Source organism: Bernardetia aquimarina (assembly GCF_042180575.1).
Taxonomy (GTDB): domain Bacteria; phylum Bacteroidota; class Bacteroidia; order Cytophagales; family Bernardetiaceae; genus Bernardetia.
The window spans coordinates 3843566-3867717 of record NZ_CP170094.1 but is presented as its reverse complement, the minus strand read 5'-3'; the positions used below and the strand labels follow the sequence as shown (position 1 = coordinate 3867717).

Here is a 24152-nt window from a genome sequence, read left to right as displayed (position 1 = left end):
AGCAATGATAACCGATTACGATATATTCAAAGATGAAGAAAACGGTTGTTTTCAACTATCTACTCACTCAGTTTCTTATGCAATAGAGTTTGATAATGAGGAAAAAGAAAACATATTTTTAGAAGCTGTTTCTTTATTACAAGAGAAAGAAGATTTATCCCTTTCTCAGCTTACCAAAGCACTTACTAAGACGGCTAATAAAGACATGGTATTAGAAGTTTTGTCTAATCTAGCAGATTTTGACCTTCTACCTACTGAATGGGCTAAAGAATTAGGAGTTGATACTTCAAGTACCTATACAGATAAAAATTTTAGTGAATTAGATACCAAAACGATTGTAATTATTGGCGATAGCCCACTAAGCACACGCTTACACAAAGAATTATCAGATTCCTATTACAAACCTGTTTTACATCACAAAAAAACAAAAGACCTTACTATTGACAGTATTCAAAGCCTTATCAAACAAGCTGATTTGGTTGTTTTGGATTCTAATCAATGGTCGCCTTACCATATAGAACTTGTTAATAAAATTGCCTTAGATGAAAACAAACCTTGGTTATTTATTGGAGGAATAGATAGTGGACAATTAAAAATTGGACCTCTTTTTTATGGAAAAGAAACAGGTTGTTACAACTGTTTAATTAGCCGTGTGAAGAGTAATCATGAATATCCGACATTTTTTAATTCGTATGAACAACATTTGAAGGAAAACAAAAAAGCCTCTAAACCCGACAAATTTGTGCATGAAGAAACGATGTATAGCGTACTTGCTAACATGGCAATGCTAGAAATCTTTAAGTTTTTTGAATCTTGGGCAATTCCTAGCACCTTCAAAACACTGCTTACAATGGACATTTTTAACATGAATATTCAAAAACATAATTTACTCAAAAAACCATATTGCGAAGTGTGTCATCCAAAACTTGAATATAGTGCTTCGGCTTGGTTAGAATCTGTTACATTAAAATAAAAATAAAAATGTCTATATCTTCTTTAATAAATAGTAATAAAGCAATTTCTACCGAACTCGGCATTCTAAATTATGTAGTAAAATTTCCTAGAATGAACAATGACCCATTATTGATGGGATATGGAATATGGCCTTCTGATACAAGTTTTTTGGGTGGTGAAAAATATGGAGGACGTAGTAGTGGTTGTGGATACGAATGGCAAGAATCTCTTCTAGGAACGATTGGAGAAACAGTCGAACGTTATGCTCCTGCATTTTATGATGTAGAAGAACGTATTTTTTCTTCCTATGAAAATTTAGGTCAGAATGCAATCCACCCCAGCGAATATGCTCTTTTTCATGACAAACAACATGAAGATAGTCGATTTGGAATTAAAAAATTTGATGAAAATGTAGAAGTATCTTGGTTTCCAACTCACGACCTTACCTCTGGAGAAACAGTTTATTGCCCAGGGCAATTTATTTTTCTCCCTTTTACAATGGACAAAAATTGGATTAACTCTAATACTTCAACAGGACTTTCTGCACATACAAACTATTACAAAGCGTTATTAGGAGGGCTTTATGAAGTAATAGAAAGAGATAGTTTTGTAATGACTTGGATGCAAAATATTGTTCCACCAAAAATAATCATTGACCAAGAAATTCAAGATTATTTGGATACATATTTCCCAAAACATTATCAATGGCATTTCTTTGACATTAGTTATGATTTAGAAGTCCCAACTGTATTTGGTTTTTGTTTTGGAGAAACTGAATATGGAGAGTTTGTAGGTGTAGGTTCATCTACTCGCAGCACAATGGGCGATGCTCTAAAAAAAGTGATTCAAGAAATAGGACAAGCCATACCTTATTTTAGGTATTTATTGGGAGAGAAAAAAGACTGGCAACCGAGTGATGACTTTAATGAAATTCGTGATTTCGAACAACATTCTATTTTCTATCTAAAAAGAAAAGATTTGTGGCATGTTTTTGATAAATGGATAGATGCAGAACAAAACAGAAAAATTGATTTTCATGAATCTCAACAAAATACGCCTCAAGAAGAAATAAAAAGAATTGTAAAAATTCTAAAAGATAAAAACTATAATGTATTAGTAAAAGACCTTACTACTCCAGATATTCGTCAGATAGGTTTTTATAGTGTAAAAGTATTTGTTCCTCAACTCCTTCAAATGGCTGGGATTTACCCTTTCTATTTTAGTGGAGGCAAAAGATTGTATGAAGTACCTGCAAAATTAGGTTATGTAGCCAATGATTATGACAACTTGAATAAGTATCCTCATCCATTTCCTTGATTTACCATTTACCTATCAGTTACTTTTATATACATCAAATAAATACTAAAAAATGAATATTAGCACACTCAAAACTCAATTTAGTGAAAAAGATGGCTCTATGTATGGGCGTAAAAATGTAGAAGAATCTACTGCCATGCTTTATCACGAAAACTCAAAATTTAATTCTTACTCTATTCGTTCGCAAGGAGAAAAAATTGCAGCTTTCAACAATCCTTATGTCAATGAACGCTCTAGTCAGCCTTTCAAATGCTACCCAGGTTATCCAACAATAGATTTATCTGCTTATAAAGATATAGAGTTTGAATCTAACTTTCAATCTCTCATTACCAACAGACGTAGTGTAAGAGATTTCAAAACTTCTTATAAAGTATCTTTATATGAACTTTTTGTCAGTTTGTATCACTCGTATGGAGTAACAAAATGGGCAAAAATGCAAGGATTAGAAGAAGGTAAAGAAGGGCATCTAGGTTTAAGAAATGTTCCTTCTGGTGGTGGATTATATCCAATCGAAATGTATGTAGTTATTTTTAATGGACATATTCCTGCTGGATTATATCATTTTAGACCTGATACAGCTTCTTTAGAGGTTCTTAAAGAAGGAGATTTTGCAGAAGATTTACTAAAAATTGTTCAAGCAGAACCGTATGTAAACATGAAATCTGCTTCAGGAATCCTTATCACAACAGGAGTCATTGAAAGATTAATGATTAAATATGGAGAACGAAGCTATCGTTTTTTGATGCAGGAAGCTGGTTATGTAGGCTTTTTGTATAATTTACTTTGTGAATCGTTAGGTCTAGGCTGCTGCTGGTTGGGTGGTTATCACGATGATAATCTGAATGAATTTTTAGGAATAGATGGAGTATTCGAAACAGTAAATAATGTAATTGCTTTTGGTTCTCCAAACGAACAATGTAGTATATGAAAACTATCGAAGTAAATAAAGTAAGTTATACTTACAAAGGAAAAACTATATTATCAGATGTATCTCTCTTGGTCGAAGAGGGAGATACATTTGCTTTATTGGGTGAAAACGGCTCTGGAAAATCAACACTTATAGATGTTATTTTGGGAGACATAACTCTTTCTAGTGGAACAATACAGGTTTTTGGCAAAACTAAACCTAATTTTAAAAAAATAGGAGTCGTTTATGACCATTTACCTTTTTTTCCTTTATTAAAAGTAAAAGAAATCATAAGTTATTTTGCTGCCATTTATGGAGTTTCAGCTTCTGAAGTATATGAAAAATATAAAGTTGTCTTTCGTTTAGAAACTATTTATGAATCTCATATTCAGCAATTATCACAAGGAGAAAAAAAGCGTTTGGCTATTATGCTTTCTTTATTAGGTAATCCGAAATTATTGATTCTTGATGAACCTTTTTCTCATATTGACCCTACTATAATTAATTCTATTTGGTCAGTATTAAAAAGTGAAAACAGAACTATTTTATATACTACACATGACTGGGGAGCAATCGCCCAACAAGCAAATAAAGTAGCTTTTATCAGAGATGGCAAAATGACAGGAATTCCTTTAGATACTTCTACTTTCAAAGAGCAATTACCTGGTTCTAAAAAAATCGTAACTAGGTATGATGATAATGTAAAAAATATATTGACTGAATATAATTACTACACAACTTCTGATGAAAATGTACATATATTTTGTGATGATAAAGACAAATCTATCCTTAGTAATATAGCCAAACATACACACAACTTCAGCATTCAGGATACCGATATTCAAGATGCTTATCTATACAATACCAAAAACATTTAAAAGTATTTAATTATGGGACGTTATTTATACAATGCCGTTTTTTATCAACTCGTAATATTTTTGAGAATCAAACAAGCTGTTTTTTTCACATTGATATTTCCTGTATTCTTATTTGTAATATTTGGAAATATTTGGGGCAAATCAGACATTTGGTATGTAGAATTTATATTTTTTGGTGTTTTGGCAATGACAGTAACTAGCGATGGACTTTATGCTATTGGGCCTGTTATAAAAGAATATTATGCCAATGGACTTATAAAATATCTCAATAAAATGCCTCAAAGTGTCCTTACGCATTTTGTAGGATTGATTCTGAGTAGAATATTTGTCTTGGTAAGTATCTTTTTGGTACTTGCGATTACTGCTTTTTTAGTTTTTGGGTATGTTGTTACACTTACAAAAATACTTGCAGGATTGCTACTCATTGTTTTAGGATTATTTATATTTTCATTTATGGGTTTGGCTCTTTCATTTGCCAATATCAAACATAAAAATGATAAGGGAATAATAGGCTTTGTATATTATATATTTCTTTTTACAAGTGATGCTTTCTATCCAGTAGGAGAATTTAATTCTACTATCAAGATGATTGGTAATTTACTGCCTTTAAATCCTCTTTTACAGATAGCTCGTGAAGGCACATTTTCTCCTTTTGTATTAGCTTTTTGGCTAATTTTTCCTGTTTGTGTGTTTTATTATTTTTATAAAAAATCAGATATAACTAGATAATTTAATATTGTATTATGCTCATTCAACTATTATTAATATCTTTATCCATTAGTTTATTGATTGTTATTCATGAACTAGCACATATCATTGCTGCCAAAATATTAGGACTTACCATACAAAAAGTAGGAGTAGCTTATACACCTATGCCTCATGCCTACGTAAAAGTAGATTTTCCTCGTAAAGTCAAATCAAGACTTATCTATCTATTTGCTGGTGCATTCGCAACACAAGTCTTATTTTTTATTAGTTATGCAAACAATTTTTTTGAGCAAAAATACTTGTATTACGCATTCTTGATTCAGATTGCCATAGAATTTAACCCTTTTTATTCTGATTTTACAATAGCTTATGTTTCTCTTCAAAAGGTAGAACGAAATGCTAACTTTAAGCAAATACACAATAATTATTTGTATTCTCCACAATGGTATATTCATTTTGCTCTTTGGTTTTCAATATTATTCCTATTATCTAATTTAAAAACATATTAAAAAATACTAAAATGAAAAATTTATTTTTTATAGGTCTGTTATTTATTATTTATGCTTGTCAAGCTAATACATCACAAGCTATTAGTGCAGAAGTACAAGATTATGAAGTACAAAGTCAGTCTGTGTCTTCAGATTCTTTGATGGTTAATATTCAAAAGAAAATCTATGATACTTTTGTAAGTACAATGATGAGCCAAAAAAATCAAGCTCTCTTGGATTTGAACAAAGAACTTACAACTCTTCATAAAGAGAAAAAACAAAACTTGATTCTCTACTGGCAGGCTTATCTTCATTATTACAATTCTATTTATTATCTCAAAACACAAGATAAAGACAATGCCGAAACACAAATTGATAAAGGAATTGAACTCTTAGAAGACATGGATAATAAAAATTCGGAAGATTATGCTCTTTTAGCGATGCTTCAAAGTTTTTCTATGCAATTCAAATCAGGTGTTAAAGTTCCTTTTATTTCTAAAAATGTAGAAAGCAATGCTCAAAAAGCTGAAAAACTAGATGCTTCAAATATCCGTGCTTATTATGTACAAGCAAGTAATGACTTTTATACACCAGAGCAATATGGAGGAGGACAAAAAGCTGAAAAATTACTTTTAAAGGCTGTTTCTTTACCCGAACAATCCATAAAAAGTCCTTATTTGCCTTCTTGGGGAAAAGAAGAAGCCTATGAAATGATTACTAAACTCTATATAAAAGCTGAAAAATGGGAAGAAGCAAAAAAATATTATCAAGAAGGAATTGAAGCCTATCCAAACTCGTATGTTATCAGTCAATTAGCTACAAAATTAGTAGGGAAATAAATTAGTAGATAAAAAATCATTTATTACAAATAATAATAAAAAGGAACTTTATATTTTTCATAAGAATTTTATAAAGTTCCTTCTTTTTACTAAAATTTTCACACCAAAATGTATTTTAAAAAACTACTGGTCTTTTTTGCTTTATTTTTTATTTTTCAAATCACAACATTTGCTCAAACCAATTCTATAAAAGGAAAAGTAGTCGATTCTAATAATCAACCTATTTTTGCAGCTAATGTATATTCAAGTAGTTTTCCAAATAAAGGCACAACAACAGACTTTGATGGAAATTTTATTCTGTCTTCTTTTACATACCCTGATACATTATTAGTTTCTTATATTGGCTATGAAACCTATAAAATTTATTTGGAAAAATCACCATTAAAAGATAGCATTTTTATTGTTTTGGAAGGACAAGAAAACCTTCTTAATCAAATGATTATTACAGCCAAAAATCCTATTTCAGAAGAGTTTTCGGTCATAAAATTGGAAAAAATGGATATTTATACCAATCCAATTTCAGCAGGCGACCCATTGAAAGCAATTACAGCTTTACCTTCTTCTACTAATACTGACGAGTCTGCAAACCCTGTTTTGAGAGGAAGTAGTTCTGACCGTTCTCGGGTTATTTTGAATGGCGTACCCGTTTATAAACCTGTCAGAAATGGACAAATAAATGGTTTGGGGAATTTTAGTTTATTTAATGCTGAAATGATTGACAAACAGTATGTTTATGCCAGTAATCCACCTCTTACGTATGGAAATACAAGTGCAGGATTGATAGAAATTCAGACCAATGACCAATTAGACTATAATCATGTTCAAGCCTCTTTGAGTTTGGCAAATATTGGTGGATTAGTTTCTAGAAAATTAGGCGAAAATACATTTATTCAAGTCTATGGTAATTATCAGTTTCCAGATGCTTTTTTAAAACTCAATGAAAAACGCATCGAAAACTTAATTGACTTCACAACAAAAGATGCAGGACTTAATTTTCATTCTAATTTGACTGACAAAAGTTCAATAAATTCATTCAGTTATTTTATTGATGAATCCTATATTGCCACTAGAAATTCTTATTCTTATGAAGGGCAAAATGATGCTCAAAAAAACCGTTTTTTTTCTATCAACAATTATTCTTTAAAAGGCGAAAATTACAATTTCAAAATAAATACATTAGTAGATTTTAGCAAACAAGATTATAATTTTGGAAATCTAACTTCTCAAATAGAAAACAAACAAAGCTATATTTCTTTGGATTACAAGTACTTACTTCTCAAAACAACTTCTATCCAGACAGGAATTTCGTATGATTATTCTACATATAATTTTAATGACAGCCTACCAGAATATTATTATGCAAATGCTCCCACAGACCCTAATTATTTCTACAAACACCAATCTGAAAATAATAATATAGAAGCCTATATTTATTCAAATTGGAATATAAACGACAAATTAACAATGTCGTCAGGCTTTCGTTCAAATATCCCAACCCAAGAACAAGACTATTATTTGAGTACTCAAATGTCTTTTAATTATAAACCTAACAAGAAAAATAATTTTATTTTGAGTGGAGGGCGTTATCACAATTATACAACACCTTCTTTTATCGATGCAAATTATTTCTTGTTACAAAGCCTTCAATTTGCATTAGATTATTCATATTCTACAAAAAAAGTTTTGTTTACGACAGCAGTTTATCACAAATACGAAACAGGAAATTTTAAAGACTTGGAAACTATTACTTTTGATAAAGCCAAAATTACAGGGTTTGAAGTATTCATGAAGCATAATCTAACAAAAAAAATAGACTATTCTTTAAGTAACACCTTCATTAATCAACAAGTCAGAATCAATGAAAATTATCAAAAAGGAGCAAATCAATTAAATTATTTGATTAAAGCATCAATTACCTATTCAAACCCTAAGTTATTTACGGCTGCACTTTTTTATATAGACCGACCAGGTACTTATTTTACATCTATTGACAACGGAATTTTTAGGAATGAAACAAATACTTATGAACCTGTTTTTAGTTCTACCATTTATAACCAACAACTTAATTCTTACAAAAATTTGAATCTAAATATCAGTCGTTTTTTTCCCTTTGGAAAATATGCCTTAGTTCTTTATGCGTCTGTAAATAATATCTTGGATAGAAAAAATGAACAAAATGCTTTGTATTCTTTTGATTATCAGAATCAATATTTTAATAATTTCCAAGGAAGAACATTTTATATGGGATTGGTTTGGCAGCTCAATAAGTAATTTTTTATTTCAGATTCAACAAAAAAATCCCTATTCATTTTTGATAAAAATAGGGATTCAATTTTCTTGATAAAAAAATAAATTATGAAATGTAAATAAAGCAAATACGTTAAAATTATAACTTTCAATGTATTAAATTAATAATTTACCATTTATAATTATTTTTAGCTATTTACAGAACTCTGAACTGTCTTTGTAGTCTTTTTTGCATAAGTAGGACACGTTTTGTAAGAAGCACAAGAACTAGCTGTGATTACTAAAAGACATCCAATGATAGCTGATGCTCTGCGAATATTTTTGATTGAAGTAATTTTCATAGAAGTAGAATTTGAAGTATAAAATATCTTTAGGATAGTAGTATAAGAATACTAGATAAAATAAGTACAATTAAATTAATGGAGAGTAATAGTACAAAAGTACGAAAAATTCGATGATTTAGTTGCAGCTAACTTTGTTTAGATAACGTATTTTTATGTAAATTGGTATATATTCATTTTACAAACAAATTAGAGCAAATAACTTGCCTTTTTGATGTAATAACCTCAACTAAGACTCAACTAAGAGAGTAAGATACAAATAGTTAGAAACTTGGTTTTTTCGTCGAGTATTTCAGATTATTTACCGAGCATTTTGATTGTATAGCTGCTTTATGGTTACAAGTTTGAAAAGTATAGGCTAAAGTACAAAATAAAAATCCTATCTTCTCAAGTGTGCTTCTACAAGCCTATTTAATTTTTTGAATTATGAAATCGCTATCTTCTAAATTCTTATCTTCACAAAGCTCAACCTACAAAATTCAATTCTTTTGTAAAGGTCTTTTTTCGCTTCCCTTTTTTACATTGCCTTTCATTGGTTACTTAATTCTTCTTATTGTTTTGTTTTTCGGAAACAGTTTGTCTGTATCTGCTCAAAAAACTATCTCCAAACAAGTAGAAGCACAACAAAACCAACAGGCACAAGCAATAATGGGTTTGCGTTTCAAAAATTTCAATTCTGATGATGGATTAGCTCAAAATAATATTACTGCTATTTTACAAGATACTCGTGGTTTTTTGTGGATAGGAACAGGAGATGGATTGAGCCGTTATGATGGCTATGAATTTAAAAATTATACACACATAGTAGAAGACTCTTCGTCTCTTTCGGCTGGAATGGTAACAGCTCTACACCAAGATGATGAAGGTGTACTTTGGGTAGGAACAACAAACGGAATTAATAAATATAATTTTACACAAGACCGTTTTATTCAATATAGACTGAAAGAAAACAAAATTTCGAATCTAAATACTCGTACAGTAAGGAGTATTTTTCAAGACAGTCAAGAAACACTTTGGATAGGAACAGAAAACGGAATTAAGATTTATGATAAACTCAACAACAGTATCGAATATTCACAAGAATATAATGGTCTTTTAGATGTACCTGTTTTGGCATTGTATGAAGATGCTGATAGTACATTTTGGGTAGGTACAGAAAATGGTCTTTATAAATTAGACAGACAACGTAGGACTTTTACTCCTGTTTTTATAGACGAAACACAACTCACACAATTTCCTGTTTATACTTTTTTTGAAGATAAAAAACAAAACCTTTGGATAGGAACACAAGAAGGTGCTTTCAAATTAAATAGAGACAGAACACAACTAAAAAAATATTCGGCTACAAGTTTTCCTAATACACTCAGCAATGATATTGTCAAAACAATAGCACAAGACCAAAAAGGAGATATTTGGATAGGAACGTATGGAGGAGGAATTAATCGTTTCATAACCAAAACAGAACAAATAATATCTATTCGTCAGAACGATGCTGAACAATATTCTTTAAGTGATGACATTGTACAAACTATCTACCACGACAGAAGTGGGATTATGTGGATAGGAACGTATGATGGGCTTAATAAATATGATGAAGAAAAAGAGGTCTTTTATAATTATCCAATTCCCTTACAATATGTAGCTCACAATCTTCAAACAGAAGTATGGGCTTTAGAACAAGATTATTTAGGAAATACATGGTTAGGAACTGAAGATGGGTTGTATGTCTATATGCCAAAACCTGAATCTACGGAGTGGGAACTTATCAAAATTAGTGATAAAATTGGACTTCGTAATAAGCATATTTTGAGTCTTTTAGAAGACAAAAAAGGAAATCTTTGGATAGGTACACTACAAGATGGATTGTATAAATACCGTCTCAAATCACTTGGTTTTGCAGGAAACTCTACTTCTGAAGCTATTCCCTTTGACCTTACCAATTTAGCCAACAAACCTTCAAAAACAGACCCTCAACTTGCAGATAATAGCATCTGGACAATGATGCAAGATACATACAATGACATTTGGATAGGAACAAACAATGGACTTTATGCTATTAAAGAAGGAACAGAAAAAGCAAATAAATATACAGAAAGAGATGGCTCTGGATTGAGTGATAATTCTGTGTGGGCATTATTACAAGACCGTTATGGTATTTTGTGGGTAGGTACAAGCAATGGACTCAACCGTTTTAGAAAACAAAGCAATGATTTTATTACCTACAATCAAGCAAATGATGATTCGGGAGGATTGAGTAACGGTTATATTGTTACTCTTTTTGAAGATGAAACAGGCGTGCTTTGGGCAGGAACACACGGAGGAGGACTTAATCGTTTTCATAAAGAAGCTGATAACTTTACACATTATACCGAAAAAGATGGTTTGCCAGACGGTGTGATTTATGCCATCGAACAAGACAATAGCCGTCATTTATGGATTAGTACAAACAGAGGTTTGTCAAGGTTCAATATTGACACACAAGTTTTTAGAAATTACGATGTAAATGATGGACTTCCTAGCAATCGCTTCAATCACAATGCCGTAGAAAAAACAAAAAATGGAGAACTTATTTTTGGTACAGTTTACGGAATTACTGTTTTTCATCCAGATAGTATTAAAGATAATAGTTATATCCCTCCTGTTTATCTTACCAATCTTAAAATTTTGGGAAGAGATATTCGTGCAAATGACGGAACAGGTATTTTGAGTAGAAATATTGCTCAGACAGATATGATAACACTTTCTCATGGACAAAATAGTTTTTCAGTTGATTTTGTAGCTCTGAATTATCGTCTTCCTAAAAAAACAGTCTATATGTACAAGTTAGAAGGTTTTGATGATGAATGGCATTATACTTCTTACAGAAATCACACAGCTTCTTATACCAATTTGCCAGAAGGTAGAGAGTATATTTTGAGAGTAAAAGCTGCTAATAGTGATGGATATTGGAATGAAAGTGGTGCGACTTTACGCATTTATATCAACCCTCCTTATTGGGAGGCAATTTGGTTCAGAATTGCATTAGCTATGCTTTTGATTGGTGCTGGAGCTTCGTTTTGGTTTTGGAGAAATGGAGAAATGCAAAAGCAAAAAAGCCGTCTTTCTATGGAAGTTCATCAAAGAACAAACGAACTAGAAGAAGAAAAAGAAAAATTACAGATTGCTTACAATGAAATTTCTAGTCAAAGTCGTCAGATTTTGGATATGAATGCTGTTTTGAAACAAAAACAAGCCGAAGTAATGGCACAACGTGATGACCTTTCAAAACAAAGAAATGAAATCGAAAATTCGTATCAAAATGTACGTGTACTTTCAGATATTGGACAACAAGTAACTGCTACTTTAGATTTTGACCAAATGGTAGCTGTGCTTTATCAACATGTCAATAGTTTAATGAATGCCCCAGGGTTTGGAATTGGAGTATTGAATGAAAAAAGTAGCTTGATAGAATTTAGAGGGTATTCAGTAGAAAGAAATCAGTTAAATTATGATTTTAATGCAGCAAGAGACAAAACTCTACTTTCTGCTTGGGCAATTCGCAACCAAAAAGAAGTAAAAATAGGTGACCTTCAAAGTGAATATGCAAAATATGTCGCTGGAGAAGTGGTCGCAGTAGGAACTACGATTCCAAAATCACTTATCTATTTGCCTTTAGCCATAAAAGGTCGTCCTGTTGGAGTTCTGACAGTACAATCTTTAGAAAAAAATGCTTACTCTGACCGTCATTTGACATTATTAAAAGGATTAGCTTCTTATGTTTCGATTGCATTGGATAATATTCAAAACTATTCAGAATTAGGACAAGCAAAAAATACAATTCAAGAAAGTAGTGTTCGTATTATGGACAGTTTGCGTTATGCACAAACGATTCAACAAGCTATTTTACCTACTGATGATATGTTACAAAGTAGTTTTGATGATTCTTTTATGATTTTCAGACCAAAAGATGTTGTTTCAGGTGATTTTTATTGGCTTAGAGAAATAGAAGGACGTATATTTATTGCATCTGTCGATTGTACAGGACATGGTGTACCAGGGGCATTTATGTCTATGATTGGAAGTAGATTACTCAATGAAATTATCAATGAAGCAAATGTTCTTGAACCTGCCAAAATTTTAGATGAATTACATATTCGTTTGAAGACGGCTTTAAAACAAGAAGATTCTAAAAATGATGATGGAATGGACGTTTCTTTATGTAGAATTGATGCGCTAGAAGAAGATACACTAGAACGAGAAATTGTTTTTGCAGGTGCAAAACGTCATGCTGTTTGGGTAAGTAGAGGAGAATCTCATATCCTAAAAGGCGACAAAAAATCAATCGGAGGATGGAGAAAAAACAAAAAACGTCCGTTTATACAACTTCAAATGACTGCCAAAAAAGGAGATGCTCTTTATTTATTTACAGATGGAATAACTGACCAAAACAATATCGCAGGCGCAAAATATGGTTCGAAACGCTTGCATCAATTATTAAATCAGAATTCAGATTTTGATATGAGCGAACAAAAAACTATTTTAGAAGAAGATTTGGATCGTCATCAAGGAAATCAAAAACAACGTGATGACATTACCCTTATCGGAATTAGACTCTGATTCAATTAAAAATTAAAAATTACGAATTACGGTTAGTCAGCTTTAACTATCAAAGAGATATATTAAGGTATTTAACTGATAACTGGTAACTGATAACTGGTAACTGAATATGCTTGACTTATACCCTTCTTTAGCTCAAAAAGATGTTATTTTAATGTATCAAGGTGCAATGTCACAAACTATTTTGGCGACGATGGCAAAGCGATTGCGTGAAGCTGAAGAAGACTATTTAGTTAGCAAACGTCTTTTTGCCATCATTATCGAACTAGGTCAGAATATCAATCATTATTCTGAAAAAAGAGAATTTTCTGTTGCTGATAGAAGAGAAGTAGGCTATGGAATGTTTGTCATACAAAAAACAGAAACACATTATATTTTTACGGCTGCTAATAAAATAAAAACAAGTAAAATAAAAAAGATGAAAAGTCATTGCGAACACATCAATTCACTTAATGGAAAAGATTTGCGTGTTTTTTATCGCTCTCAAAGACGTGCTACTCGCCAAGATGGACACTACGGAGGAAATATTGGTTTTATAGAAATGGTCAGAAAATCGAATAACCCATTAGAAACTGAATTTACTATTTCTGAAAAAAATGAAAAAATGGCGTACTTTTCTATTCAAGTAAAAATGAATCGTCTTGAGGTTTTTTAGAGTTTATTTTCTTCTTTATTTTCTCCATACTCTTCTTTCATAATATTGTCCATTGTAGTTATTAATTCTAAATGTTCATAAACAAACCATTTATTTCCTCTTTTTTCAAAAGAACAACATAAAGAATAAATGGGGATTTCATTGGTGGAATCTAAACTAATCCCAATCATAGTAATATCGCTTGGATTGAAAAAACTATCAAATTTGATTTCTATTGGCATAAGTCTTTTCTTTTTAATATTCCCACCCACATAATTACTTTCTTGAATAAATTCTTCTGTATTGACAAACTCATTTAAAACTTCATAAACTCCTGTCTTTTGTATCAAAAAATAATATCTGATATGATAAAATGCAGTTATAAAAGGAATAAATATAGCAAAAAATAGCACAATTCCCCCAAGAATATAAAGAACTATCATAATCAAAATTTTATAAAACGAAAAATTCGTAATTAGCTACGCTGCTTTGGCAGGTCGTAATTTAAACTTTATAAATCATTTTGTAGTGCATAATTCCACTTTCTTCAAAAATATCTCCGTCTTTTTTGAAGCCACAACGCTCATATAATGAAACGGCAGCAAGTTGAGCGTGTAAATAAATTGTTTCTACGGTCTTGAACTCTTCCTTTTTTTGGATTTGTTGCAATGCAAACTCTACCATTTTTTGTCCTGCTTTTTTTCCTCTATCTTCTTCCAAAACAGCAAAACGTTCTAGTTTTATTTTTTTAGGAGAGTTATCTTTATGCTTTTCTGTTACTCTAAAACGAGCCGTTCCGATGGCTTTTTCATTATCATAATTACTTTCATCTATTGCTAGAATATGAGTTGCAATTTCATCTAACCCATCAAAATCATCTTCTTCAGGAACATTTTGTCCTTCTATAAAAACGATTCTACGAATAGCAAAAGCACGTTCTAAATCTTCTTTGACAGTCTGAAAAGCGTGAGTAGGATAATTTTCGATAAGGCGAACAGTCATAATAAAATAAGTAAAAAAGACACTTTTAATGATTAAATAACAAAGATTTTAGAATCTAGTACCACTTTTTGGACTAAGTTCTGTAATTTTGCACCCACAAAAATAATTTATTTAAAGTTTTAGACAAACTTTTGAGTTTTCTAATTCATTTAATTTATAATCAATTCATTTAATAAAATTATGATTCAGCGTATTCAAAGTATTTTTTTATTGATGGTTTCTATCTTGATGGGACTTACTATTTTTCTTCCTATTTGGGGGAAAGCAGATGGAGCAAACAAAATTGAAATGAACTCTATCGAAATGATACAAACTCTAGCAGGCGATTTAGTAATGGAACAAACAACCATTTATTTGGCTATTATTGCAGGTCTGACTGCTATTCTTGCTTTTTGGAATATCTTTAACTTCAAAAATCGTCGTTTTCAAATGAAGATTGGTCTTTTTTGTATGTTGCTTATTTCAGCTTTTATTGTTATTAGCGTTTTTATTACGTATCAAGCTCAAGATATTTTTTCTCCAGAAATAGGAGGAGTATTTGGAGTTGGATTTTTCTTGCCTGTTGCAGCTATTTTATTTAATTGGCTCTCTGTTCGTTTTATCAAAAAAGACGAAGATATGGTGCGTAGCGCAGACCGTTTGAGATAAGTTTTACGTAAAAGTAAAAATCAAAAAAGCCATTTCTATTTACTTAGAAATGGCTTTTTTTATAACTGGTTCAAGCGTTGACGCTTGAACCAGTTATAAAAACTACAAATTCTCTTTTTTAGAACCAAAAGAACAAATCAAAGAAAGTTGTACTGTACTATCATTTGGAGAATTGGTACTTCCTTTTGCAATAGAAGCATTCAAAGCAAGTGCCTTTCGTTCTACTCCCAAACCAAACGTAAAATAACTATTATTGCCCTTGTTTTCATTTTCATGATAATATCCACTTCTTATTTTGAATGTGTTTTTATACGAATATTCTACTCCTAGAGCCAAAATTAGTTCTTGCATCTCTTCACTAAAACCATTTGGCGCATCTGAAAAAGAATTAAAAATAGAAGAAGCTACACTTTTTTTAGGAATTAGATTACTTGAAGAATTTGGGGTAGGAACAAGTAATTTATTCACATCAAAAGCAATCGTAAACAAATTATCTTGATTAAAATGATGAATAAGAGCTGTTCCGATAGCTAAATTTGTAGGTAAATATTCTTCTATATTCGCTATGTATGAAATAGGACTTCCAATATTTGAAACATTTATTCCTAAATTCCAATCTACTTTTTTTTCATTGATTGAAAAATCTGTTTTGTAAAATGCTGATACATCTACTGCACCTACATTTTGAGTAGAATTGAAAGAATTTGAAGTATCATAAACTAATTGATTAGAACGAATAAACCTAAATGTACCTGCAATACTCAACTTTTCAGAAACTTTTTGAGCAAAAGTGGCATCTAAAGTAAAATCACTCCCTATTGGTTCACTTTTCAAATTGCCTTGTTGATTAGTAAATATAATATTTCCTTTATTAAAATAACGAGAAGAAATAGCAACTGCTTGTTTTTCGTTTAGCTTTTTGGCTGCTGAAAAATAAACAAACCACATACCATTAACCACTCTTCTAAAGACAGGAGAATAAGAAGCTCCAAAATTCCATTCTTTTTCAAGAAAAGTGAGTTTTGAAGGATTCCAAAACGTAGCATTTACATCTGAAGAAATTGCTGTTGCTGCATTTCCCATAGCACTACCACGAGCATCAGGCGAAAAACGTAAAACTGGAACGGCTGTTCGGATTGCTCTATTTATTGGTAAAGAATCTGCTGGAACTAATTGAGCAAAACAAAAATTAGAAAAACTACTTAAAATTAGAATTAAAAAAATAACACTACTACTTTTTACTGTTTGCATATTTTAAAAAAATCAAAGATAAAAATAGAATAAATAATTAGACGAAAGGGATTTACTTAAAATATTTAATTCGGAAGAATTTTATTTATAAAACAAGTAAACATTTAGTCATTCAGTATTTTTTTTGATTCTTTTTAAATATAGTATACTCATAAGCTTTTGGTTTTCGAAAAAGTAAGCCTGTCAGACACTTTCATAAGTGTCAGTACAGTTAAGAAAACAAACTATCTGACACCTTGAAGGTGTACTGATAGAAGAAAAGTTTTGAAATCCAATTACGAAGTAGTATAAACCTATAAGGTTTTCGAAACCTTATAGGTTTGGCTTAACAATTAGTTAGTTCCTTCTTCGGGAACATCTAATTTATCGCCTTTATTGATATTGAATAAAAGAGAAAAACGAATCGTATCAGCAAGTGGATGTTGTTGTTGATTTGGAATAAGATAAGCGAAATCAAAACCAAAAACTTGATAACGCAAGCCTAAACCTACTGTAAAATAACGACGGTTTCCTTTATCTTGGTTTTCGTGAAAATAACCACCACGAAGTGCAATCAAATCAGCATACCAATATTCTGCACCTACGGCAAAAATCATTTCTTTTACTTCCTCACTAAACCCATCAGGAGCATCTCCAAAAGACTTAAAGATAGAAGACAAAACAGGGTCATTTGCACCATTAGAAGCTGTATTTTCAGGAGTAGGAACAAGTAACTTACTCATATCCAAAGCAAGAGTCAATTTATTAAACTCATCAAATTCGGCATTAAAAGCTGTTCCGATACGCAAATTAGCAGGCAAATAGTCTTGTTGTTCGGCATCATTATAGGTTACTGGCGCACCAATATTTGAAATATTTGCACCCAATGCCCAATCACCTTCAAAACTCTTAAAATTCAATTTGCTTTTATAAAACATCGAAACATCTACTGCACCTGTATTAGCAGGACGTACATTTGTAGTTGGAGTGCCATTGGTTACATTTCCTGCCAAATTGGAGTGAATAAAACGAAATGTACCAGCAATACTCAATTTTGGAGACAACTGTTGAGCAAAAGTAGCATCAATAGCAGCTTCACGAGGATTAAAATCTTGTAAAGGCTGCCCTCTAGCATCTGTAAATTGAAGACTTCCCATATCAAAATAACGGAAAGAAACACCTACCGTTTGAGTCTTTGAAATTCGTTTTACACCACTTACATATCCAAGCCACATATCATTTACCAATCTTTGCAACCAAGGAGAATAAGAAACACCAAACGACCAATCATTTTCTATGAAAGCTAATTTTGAAGGATTCCAATGTGCAGAATTTGCATCAGGTGAAGTAGCAGCTCCCAAATCGCCCATACCAGCAGCACGAGAATCAGGTCCCACTAACAAAATAGGAACGGCAGTTGTGATAACTCTACGTCCAGTAGAATCAACACCGATTTGAGCTGAAACTGTATTAAAATTTGAGTAAAAAAAACTCCCTACTAAGCAACCCAAAACGGCTGCAAGAACTTTACGTATTTGCATACAATTATTTAATTTTTAAGAATATAAATTTCGAATATAATTTAGTTAAAAGCTGAAGGGATTAAGCCTCATTAATCTTTTTTTTGTTTATAAAAATACTATTTCTATCTTATTTGATAAGATGGAATTATATTTTTTTGAATAAACTAATTGTGACAAAATAAAAGACAAGTAAAATTTTTGTTCATAGGCTAAATCAGCACGTAAACTAAGGGAAATACCAAAGGATTTGGCAAAAGTGGATATTTAATGACCGTTTACAAAAATATAAAAAAAATCTATTAAACGATAGTAAAGAGAATTAAATCTATAAAAACATTGAAAAAATAGGAGAGAAACTTAAAATTATTTTCTTATAATTTATTTTATAGTACTTTTCTTTTAATAAACTGAATTATTTCTTGACTGAATTTTATGTAAACTGGTAATTGATTATAATCTACAACAAAAAAAGATTTTTCTTCACTCCCAAAACTTCTATAAAAACGAGCTACTTCCTTTTCTTGTGCCGATTCAAAATCTAAAATTGTTTCATAAGTTATGTCTTTACTTTGAATATCAAAATTATTTGTAATTATTTTTTCTTGAATAAATTTATCTAAAAACCATCTTCTGCTTTCGTCTTTTTTATTTTTTGGATTAGCTGCCTTATTCGTTGAATTAAATAAATAAATCCATTTGGTAATAGAACTTTCTTGAGTATTGATTGTATAAGATGATTCACTTTTTACAAAAAAAATTCCACTTACTATTTCTTGTTCTTTGTTTTTGATGTAATACAATTCTGCCAAATCTTTTTCTTTCAAGATTTTGAAAAGAGCTTTCAGAGTTGGTTTTGCTTGGTTTGAAATTCCATTTTCTAAAAAAACGCTTTCTTCAAAAAAATCATAAAGTAAATCTATATCATCATTTTCCGTTTTTTTTATGGATTCAAAATTTTGTTTTTGCGCTTGATTGATTCTATACTTTGTATCTCTTTTATAGTTTTGACGAATTTTAAGGTAATTGTGCTGCAAAGAAAGATGATGATTTTTGTATTTTTTTAAATTTTCTTCAAGTTTATTATCATTTTGATTAATAAATACCTCTTCAAATTCGGTTGAAAACTCTTCATAATTTGTAGTATTAAACGGATAATTTGAGACGAGCTTAAATTTCTTTTGAAGTAAAATCAAGAAGTTTTTAAATTCTAAAGTCGATAATTTTTGAGTAGAAAAAACTCCTAATTGTTGTGCAAATAAAGGAACTTGTAAAAACTGGATTCTATATTTTTTCTTGACAGGCAAAGGCATTACAGCTATATATTCATTATTTTCATCTTCTAAAATAAAACCTTCCCAATTCGGAGAAACACAATCCAAATACCACGAAAAGGCATAAATTATATTTTCTTTTGATAAAGAAATACATTTATCCCATTTTTTTTTATCGATTTGATGATGTTTGAAATGGTTTAACACAAAAACTTTTTAAGTAGAATGAGTAAATATTTTTTAGGGTTAGCTTTACTGAACTGTCGTTTGACAGGATTGAGAATACAGAGAATAAAATCACCTTTTTGTTAAAGTTAAATGCAAATACTCTATAAATGGTCTGTTCTACGAGACTGACCTATATTGCAATTATTTAATAATGTATAGTAGTCTGATTTTCATCACAAAAATAATCAACTTTTTTATCATCTCCATTTTGATTTTCACCTTCAAAGAAAGCTAAAATGGAGTTTAAAAACTATAACAACCTTGTAAAACTTTACAATTAAACACATTTATAGTATCAGCCATTTTTTATAAACATGTCTTGAATAGATTTATTTATAGCATGGGGATTCAAAAAATTTTATTATCTTTTGTCTTTAGTTTAGTATAAGATTATAAAGTCTTATTTTCTCAAAATTTAATTTTTAATTTTTCACTATGGGATTATTTTCATTTATTAAAGAAGCTGGGGCAAAAGTTTTTGGCAAAAAAGAAGAAAAACAACAAGCTCCTGACCCTCAAATTGCAGAACACATACAGAAAGAAGAACAAATTGAAAAATCACAGTTAGAAGCATTACGAGACGAAGTTCTTCGTCTAAATATTCCTATTGAAAATATGAATCTAGTTTTTGGACAATCTGTAACCGTAACAGGAAAAACAAAAACAAATGCAGAGCGTGAGAAAATCATTTTAGCTATTGGAAATGTAGAAGGTGTTTCTATTGTAGAAGACAAAATTGAGGTAGAACAAGCAGAACCAGAAGCTCAGTTTTACACTGTCAAAAAAGGAGATAGTTTATCCAAAATTGCAGGAGCATTTTATGATGATGTAAAAGCCTATCCAGTTATTTTTGAAGCTAACAAGCCTATGCTAAAAGACCCAAGTTTGATTTATCCAGGTCAAGTATTGCGTATTCCTTCTAAATAAGCTCTCATTATTTTGAGAAATATAAAAGACCTTTGTACCTTTGTTACAAAGGTCTTTTGTACAAAGGTCTTTTGGTGTTTTATAACCTTATTCTACTACTATCCAGCAAATTAATATCAGTAAAATAAGCTTGTTATTGTTGATATTCTAATTCTTTGATATTTATTACTTTATGATTTTCAACTCTTGGAGCTTTGCTGTATTTTTTCCTACAGTTATCATTATTTTCTTTTTGCTTCCTTTTCGGTATCGTTGGATATTGTTATTATTAGCAAGTTATTTATTTTATATGGTTTGGCGAGTAGAATATATAGCCTTACTTTTATTTTCTACTTTAGTAGATTATTGGTGTGGCTTGAAGATGAGTAGCCAAACAGAAAAAGAACAAAGAAAACCTTATCTCTACATAAGTTTATTATCTAACTTAGGGCTTTTATTTAGTTTCAAATATTTAGATTTTGTTACTACAAGTACTAATACACTACTTGATTTTGCAGGTATTTCTATTCAAATTCCCCTTGCTAATTTATTACTCCCAGTAGGTATTTCATTTTATACTTTTCAGACATTAAGTTATTCTATTGATTTGTATCACGGAAATATAAAAGCAGAAAAACATATAGGTATATTTGCTGTTTTTGTGTCTTTTTTTCCACAATTAGTAGCAGGCCCTATCGAAAGAGCGTCACATTTGTTACCTCAATTTAGACAAAATCATCGTTTTGATTATCAACGAGCTAAATTTGGACTACAACTAATGGCTTGGGGATTTTTCAAAAAATTAGTTATTGCTGATAGAATAGCTATTGTAGTAAATCAAGTTTATTCATCTCCAAACGATTTTTCTGGATTAAGTATATGTATCGCATCCATATTTTTTGCCTTCCAAATTTATTGTGACTTTTCGGCTTATTCTGATATAGCTATTGGGGCATCTTCTATAATGGGATATGATTTAATGAAAAACTTTAATAGTCCTTACTTTTCAAAATCTATTTCTGAATTTTGGCGTAGGTGGCATATTTCCTTATCTAGTTGGTTCAGAGATTATGTATATATTCCTTTAGGAGGAAATCGCACATTAAAATGGAGATGGTATTATAATCTATTTATTACTTTTTTGGTTAGTGGTATTTGGCATGGAGCAAACTGGACTTTTGTAATTTGGGGAGTTTTACATGGTTTTTATTTAATAGCAGCCTTGATGTTTCAACCTTTTACAGAAATAATATATTCCAAATTACACCTACCCCGAAAAGGATTTTTATATAAAATTACTCACATTGCTATTACTTTCTTTTTAGTTGTATTGGCTTGGGTATTTTTTAGAGCGAATACAGTAAGTGACGCATTTCTCTTATTAAAAAGAAGTATAAGTCCTGATTTTGTTTTGCAGGTAAGAGATTTACTTTGGGTATTTAAGTCTAGTCTGTTAGAGCCTCAAAATATAGTTTGGAATAACCCTATTAAATTAGGCAATGAAGTCTTAGATATTAGCTTCTACGAATTTAATGTAGCTATTTTTGCTATATTTAGTATGGAAATTATACATTTTTTACAATCTCGTTATTCGTTGAGAAAATCTATTGCAAAGTTTCATTGGACACTACGATGGTTTTTATATTACCTTCTGATTATCAGTATAATTTTATTTGGGACATTTAGCTCTCAATCTACCTTTATCTATTTTCAATTTTAAATTAATGATAAAATTTTTATTAAAAAATTTGTTGTTTAGTATTCCATTTATTATTCTCTTTATTAGTGGATTGTTTTTTTTGCCTACAACTTTAGAATCTAATAATATGTTGTATGCCAGTAAAGCAAAGCGAGAAAGGTTAAAAAGTATTACATCTCCCAAAATAGTTTTTATTGGTGGTTCTAGTATCGCTTTTGGATTAGATAGTAAAATTATAGAAGAACAACTTGGATATCCTGTGGTAAATATGGGACTTCACGCAGAAATAGGTTTACATTACATGGTTTTAGAAACATTACCTTATCTAAAAAAAGGAGATATTGTGATTATAGCAGCAGAGTATGAACAGTTTGATAATCAGACTTTTTACGGAGGAGAAGTACTTCCCCCTTTATTATTTGATATTCATAATGATTATGAAACTTTAGATTTGACAAGTACTATTCGCTTATTTCCAGATATTGCAAATTACAATCTAAAAAAAGTGCGAGGTTTTCTTTCCTACAACCAGCCAAATCAAAAAACAAGTGTAAATCTTGACAAGCCTACAGTATATGCAAAAAAATCGTTTAATAAATATGGCGATATGACGGCACATTGGAATCTTGAAAGTCCTAAACAAGAAATTTCTAACGCTAAACACAATAATAATAAAAAAATAAGCAATAATGTGATTACTTTTTTATTAGATTTCAAACAAAAAATGGACATCAAAGGTGTAAAAACGCTATTTGTACCTCCTCCATATAAAAAAACCTTATTTAATAAAGAAACAGAATATATAACAAATATAGATGCAAGGTTGAAAAAGGAAGGTTTAGGTTATATTACTACGCCAAGTAAATACACTTTTCCTGATTCTTTATTTTTTGATACCAGTTATCATCTAAATAAAAAAGGAGTCGATAAACGAACAAAATACCTCATAGAAGATATTTCAAACTATATAAATAACCAAAAATAGCAAAACTTAACACTAAAAATATAGCACTCAATGAGTAAAAAATTGTCCTCAAAAACAGTTAAAACATCAAAGTTATTTCTTCTCAAATCCACAAAATAAGAAATTTTGTTTTGTATCAAAAGGCGTAATATGGTCTTCTTGCAAACAAGATATTTTATTAAAACCATTAAATTGAGCAGTCAAACTTTCTGCATCGTACTGTGAAACCTCCAAACCACTACATTTTTTAGCTCCTTCTTTCGAAAAAGTAGCGATAACTAGACTTTTAGTTACACATTTTTCTACGGTTTGAATGTATTTTGCAATGTGATTGGGTTCAGTCAGAAAGTGAAAAGTAGCTCTATCGTGCCAAAGGTCAAAAGTTGTTTTGGGTTCGAATGCTGTAATATCACTTACTATCCAAGTTACAAACTTTGCTTTTGTTGGAAATCTTTCTTCTACTCGTTTTTTTGCTTTTTCTAAAGCGATGGATGAAATATCCAAAACGGTAATATCAGTAAATCCATCTTCTAATAAAAAATCTACAAGCAGACTTTCGCCACCACCAATATCAATAATTTTGGCATCTTTTTCTAAATTGAAAGCAGCAATAAAATCAAGTGAAGTTTGAGGTTTTGCCTGTGTCCAGCTTACTTCTTGTGGGGTTTTGGTTTCATAAACGGTTTCCCAGTGTTGTTTTTTTGAAGTCATTTTTGATAGGGTTTCATAATAAATTACATACTTAAAGTGATAACTCTGCCATTGTCCTTAC

General features: G+C 30.6%; 21 protein-coding genes. 14 read left to right on the top strand and 7 right to left on the bottom strand.

Annotation, left to right across the window (positions count from 1 at the left end):
* Positions 1-4 precede the first annotated feature (4 nt).
* The 8 genes from ACE193_RS16620 (at position 5) to ACE193_RS16585 (ending at position 8362) form a co-directional block, all read left to right on the top strand.
* Positions 5-973, top strand: a complete 969-nt coding sequence (locus tag ACE193_RS16620; RefSeq protein ID WP_375559347.1) for a TOMM precursor leader peptide-binding protein — start codon at positions 5-7, stop codon at positions 971-973.
* Between the two features lie 8 nt (positions 974-981).
* Positions 982-2271, top strand: a complete 1290-nt coding sequence (locus ACE193_RS16615) for a YcaO-like family protein (protein ID WP_375559346.1) — start codon at positions 982-984, stop codon at positions 2269-2271.
* 52 nt (positions 2272-2323) lie between these two features.
* On the top strand, positions 2324-3199 hold the full coding sequence (locus ACE193_RS16610) for a SagB/ThcOx family dehydrogenase (RefSeq protein WP_375559345.1): 876 nt from the start codon (positions 2324-2326) through the stop codon (positions 3197-3199).
* Positions 3196-4056 carry an ABC transporter ATP-binding protein gene (locus ACE193_RS16605; protein WP_375559344.1) on the top strand — a complete coding sequence of 287 codons (861 nt, stop codon included), beginning with the start codon at positions 3196-3198 and terminating at the stop codon, positions 4054-4056. Before ACE193_RS16610 ends, ACE193_RS16605 begins: the two co-directional genes overlap by 4 nt.
* A gap of 12 nt (positions 4057-4068) precedes the next feature.
* A complete protein-coding gene (locus ACE193_RS16600) occupies positions 4069-4785 on the top strand; it encodes an ABC transporter permease (protein ID WP_375559343.1) in 717 nt (238 codons plus the stop codon).
* Between the two features lie 14 nt (positions 4786-4799).
* Entirely contained in the window at positions 4800-5273 is a 474-nt protein-coding gene (locus tag ACE193_RS16595) for a hypothetical protein (protein ID WP_375559342.1), read from the top strand.
* Between the two features lie 11 nt (positions 5274-5284).
* Positions 5285-6091 (top strand): hypothetical protein, encoded by an 807-nt coding sequence (locus ACE193_RS16590; protein ID WP_375559341.1) that lies wholly within the window; start codon positions 5285-5287, stop codon positions 6089-6091.
* A gap of 108 nt (positions 6092-6199) precedes the next feature.
* Positions 6200-8362: a carboxypeptidase-like regulatory domain-containing protein gene (locus tag ACE193_RS16585; RefSeq protein WP_375559340.1), complete on the top strand. Its 2163-nt coding sequence runs from the start codon at positions 6200-6202 to the stop codon at positions 8360-8362.
* Between the two features lie 164 nt (positions 8363-8526).
* On the opposite strand, the gene ACE193_RS16580 is transcribed toward ACE193_RS16585, so the two are convergent.
* Positions 8527-8679, bottom strand: coding sequence for a hypothetical protein (locus ACE193_RS16580; protein ID WP_375559339.1), 153 nt, complete (start codon positions 8677-8679; stop codon positions 8527-8529).
* 426 nt (positions 8680-9105) lie between these two features.
* Between ACE193_RS16580 and ACE193_RS16575 the strand changes: the two genes are divergently transcribed.
* Positions 9106-13275: a two-component regulator propeller domain-containing protein gene (locus ACE193_RS16575; RefSeq protein WP_375559338.1), complete on the top strand. Its 4170-nt coding sequence runs from the start codon at positions 9106-9108 to the stop codon at positions 13273-13275.
* 109 nt (positions 13276-13384) lie between these two features.
* The gene (locus tag ACE193_RS16570; protein ID WP_375559337.1) at positions 13385-13930 is read left to right on the top strand and encodes a SiaB family protein kinase; all 546 of its coding nucleotides are present in this window, start codon (positions 13385-13387) and stop codon (positions 13928-13930) included.
* Here ACE193_RS16570 and ACE193_RS16565 read toward each other — a convergent pair.
* Together ACE193_RS16565 and ACE193_RS16560 are read right to left on the bottom strand one after the other, a co-directional pair.
* On the bottom strand, positions 13927-14352 hold the full coding sequence (locus ACE193_RS16565; RefSeq protein ID WP_375559336.1) for a hypothetical protein: 426 nt from the start codon (positions 14350-14352) through the stop codon (positions 13927-13929). The genes ACE193_RS16570 and ACE193_RS16565 overlap by 4 nt on opposite strands.
* A gap of 61 nt (positions 14353-14413) precedes the next feature.
* Complete coding sequence (locus ACE193_RS16560; protein WP_375559335.1) at positions 14414-14911, bottom strand: GNAT family N-acetyltransferase; 498 nt, start codon at positions 14909-14911, stop codon at positions 14414-14416.
* Positions 14912-15091: 180 nt separating this feature from the next.
* Between ACE193_RS16560 and ACE193_RS16555 the strand changes: the two genes are divergently transcribed.
* Positions 15092-15559, top strand: a complete 468-nt coding sequence (locus tag ACE193_RS16555; RefSeq protein WP_375559334.1) for a DUF4293 domain-containing protein — start codon at positions 15092-15094, stop codon at positions 15557-15559.
* Positions 15560-15661: 102 nt separating this feature from the next.
* On the opposite strand, the gene porV (ACE193_RS16550) is transcribed toward ACE193_RS16555, so the two are convergent.
* From porV (ACE193_RS16550) to ACE193_RS16540, 3 genes are all read right to left on the bottom strand, one after another.
* A complete protein-coding gene (porV, locus tag ACE193_RS16550) occupies positions 15662-16810 on the bottom strand; it encodes a type IX secretion system outer membrane channel protein PorV (RefSeq protein WP_375559333.1) in 1149 nt (382 codons plus the stop codon).
* A 332-nt stretch (positions 16811-17142) separates the two neighbouring features.
* Positions 17143-18330: a type IX secretion system outer membrane channel protein PorV gene (gene porV / locus ACE193_RS16545; protein WP_375559332.1), complete on the bottom strand. Its 1188-nt coding sequence runs from the start codon at positions 18328-18330 to the stop codon at positions 17143-17145.
* 365 nt (positions 18331-18695) lie between these two features.
* Positions 18696-19790, bottom strand: coding sequence for a hypothetical protein (locus ACE193_RS16540; RefSeq protein WP_375559331.1), 1095 nt, complete (start codon positions 19788-19790; stop codon positions 18696-18698).
* Positions 19791-20246: 456 nt separating this feature from the next.
* Between ACE193_RS16540 and lysM the strand changes: the two genes are divergently transcribed.
* From lysM to ACE193_RS16525, 3 genes are all read left to right on the top strand, one after another.
* The gene (gene lysM / locus ACE193_RS16535; RefSeq protein WP_375559330.1) at positions 20247-20738 is read left to right on the top strand and encodes a peptidoglycan-binding protein LysM; all 492 of its coding nucleotides are present in this window, start codon (positions 20247-20249) and stop codon (positions 20736-20738) included.
* A gap of 172 nt (positions 20739-20910) precedes the next feature.
* Entirely contained in the window at positions 20911-22437 is a 1527-nt protein-coding gene (locus tag ACE193_RS16530) for an MBOAT family O-acyltransferase (RefSeq protein ID WP_375559329.1), read from the top strand.
* A 4-nt stretch (positions 22438-22441) separates the two neighbouring features.
* The gene (locus tag ACE193_RS16525; RefSeq protein ID WP_375559328.1) at positions 22442-23401 is read left to right on the top strand and encodes a hypothetical protein; all 960 of its coding nucleotides are present in this window, start codon (positions 22442-22444) and stop codon (positions 23399-23401) included.
* A 72-nt stretch (positions 23402-23473) separates the two neighbouring features.
* Here ACE193_RS16525 and ACE193_RS16520 read toward each other — a convergent pair whose 3' ends face one another.
* Positions 23474-24091, bottom strand: coding sequence for a class I SAM-dependent methyltransferase (locus tag ACE193_RS16520; protein ID WP_375559327.1), 618 nt, complete (start codon positions 24089-24091; stop codon positions 23474-23476).
* Positions 24092-24152: the final 61 nt, after the last annotated feature.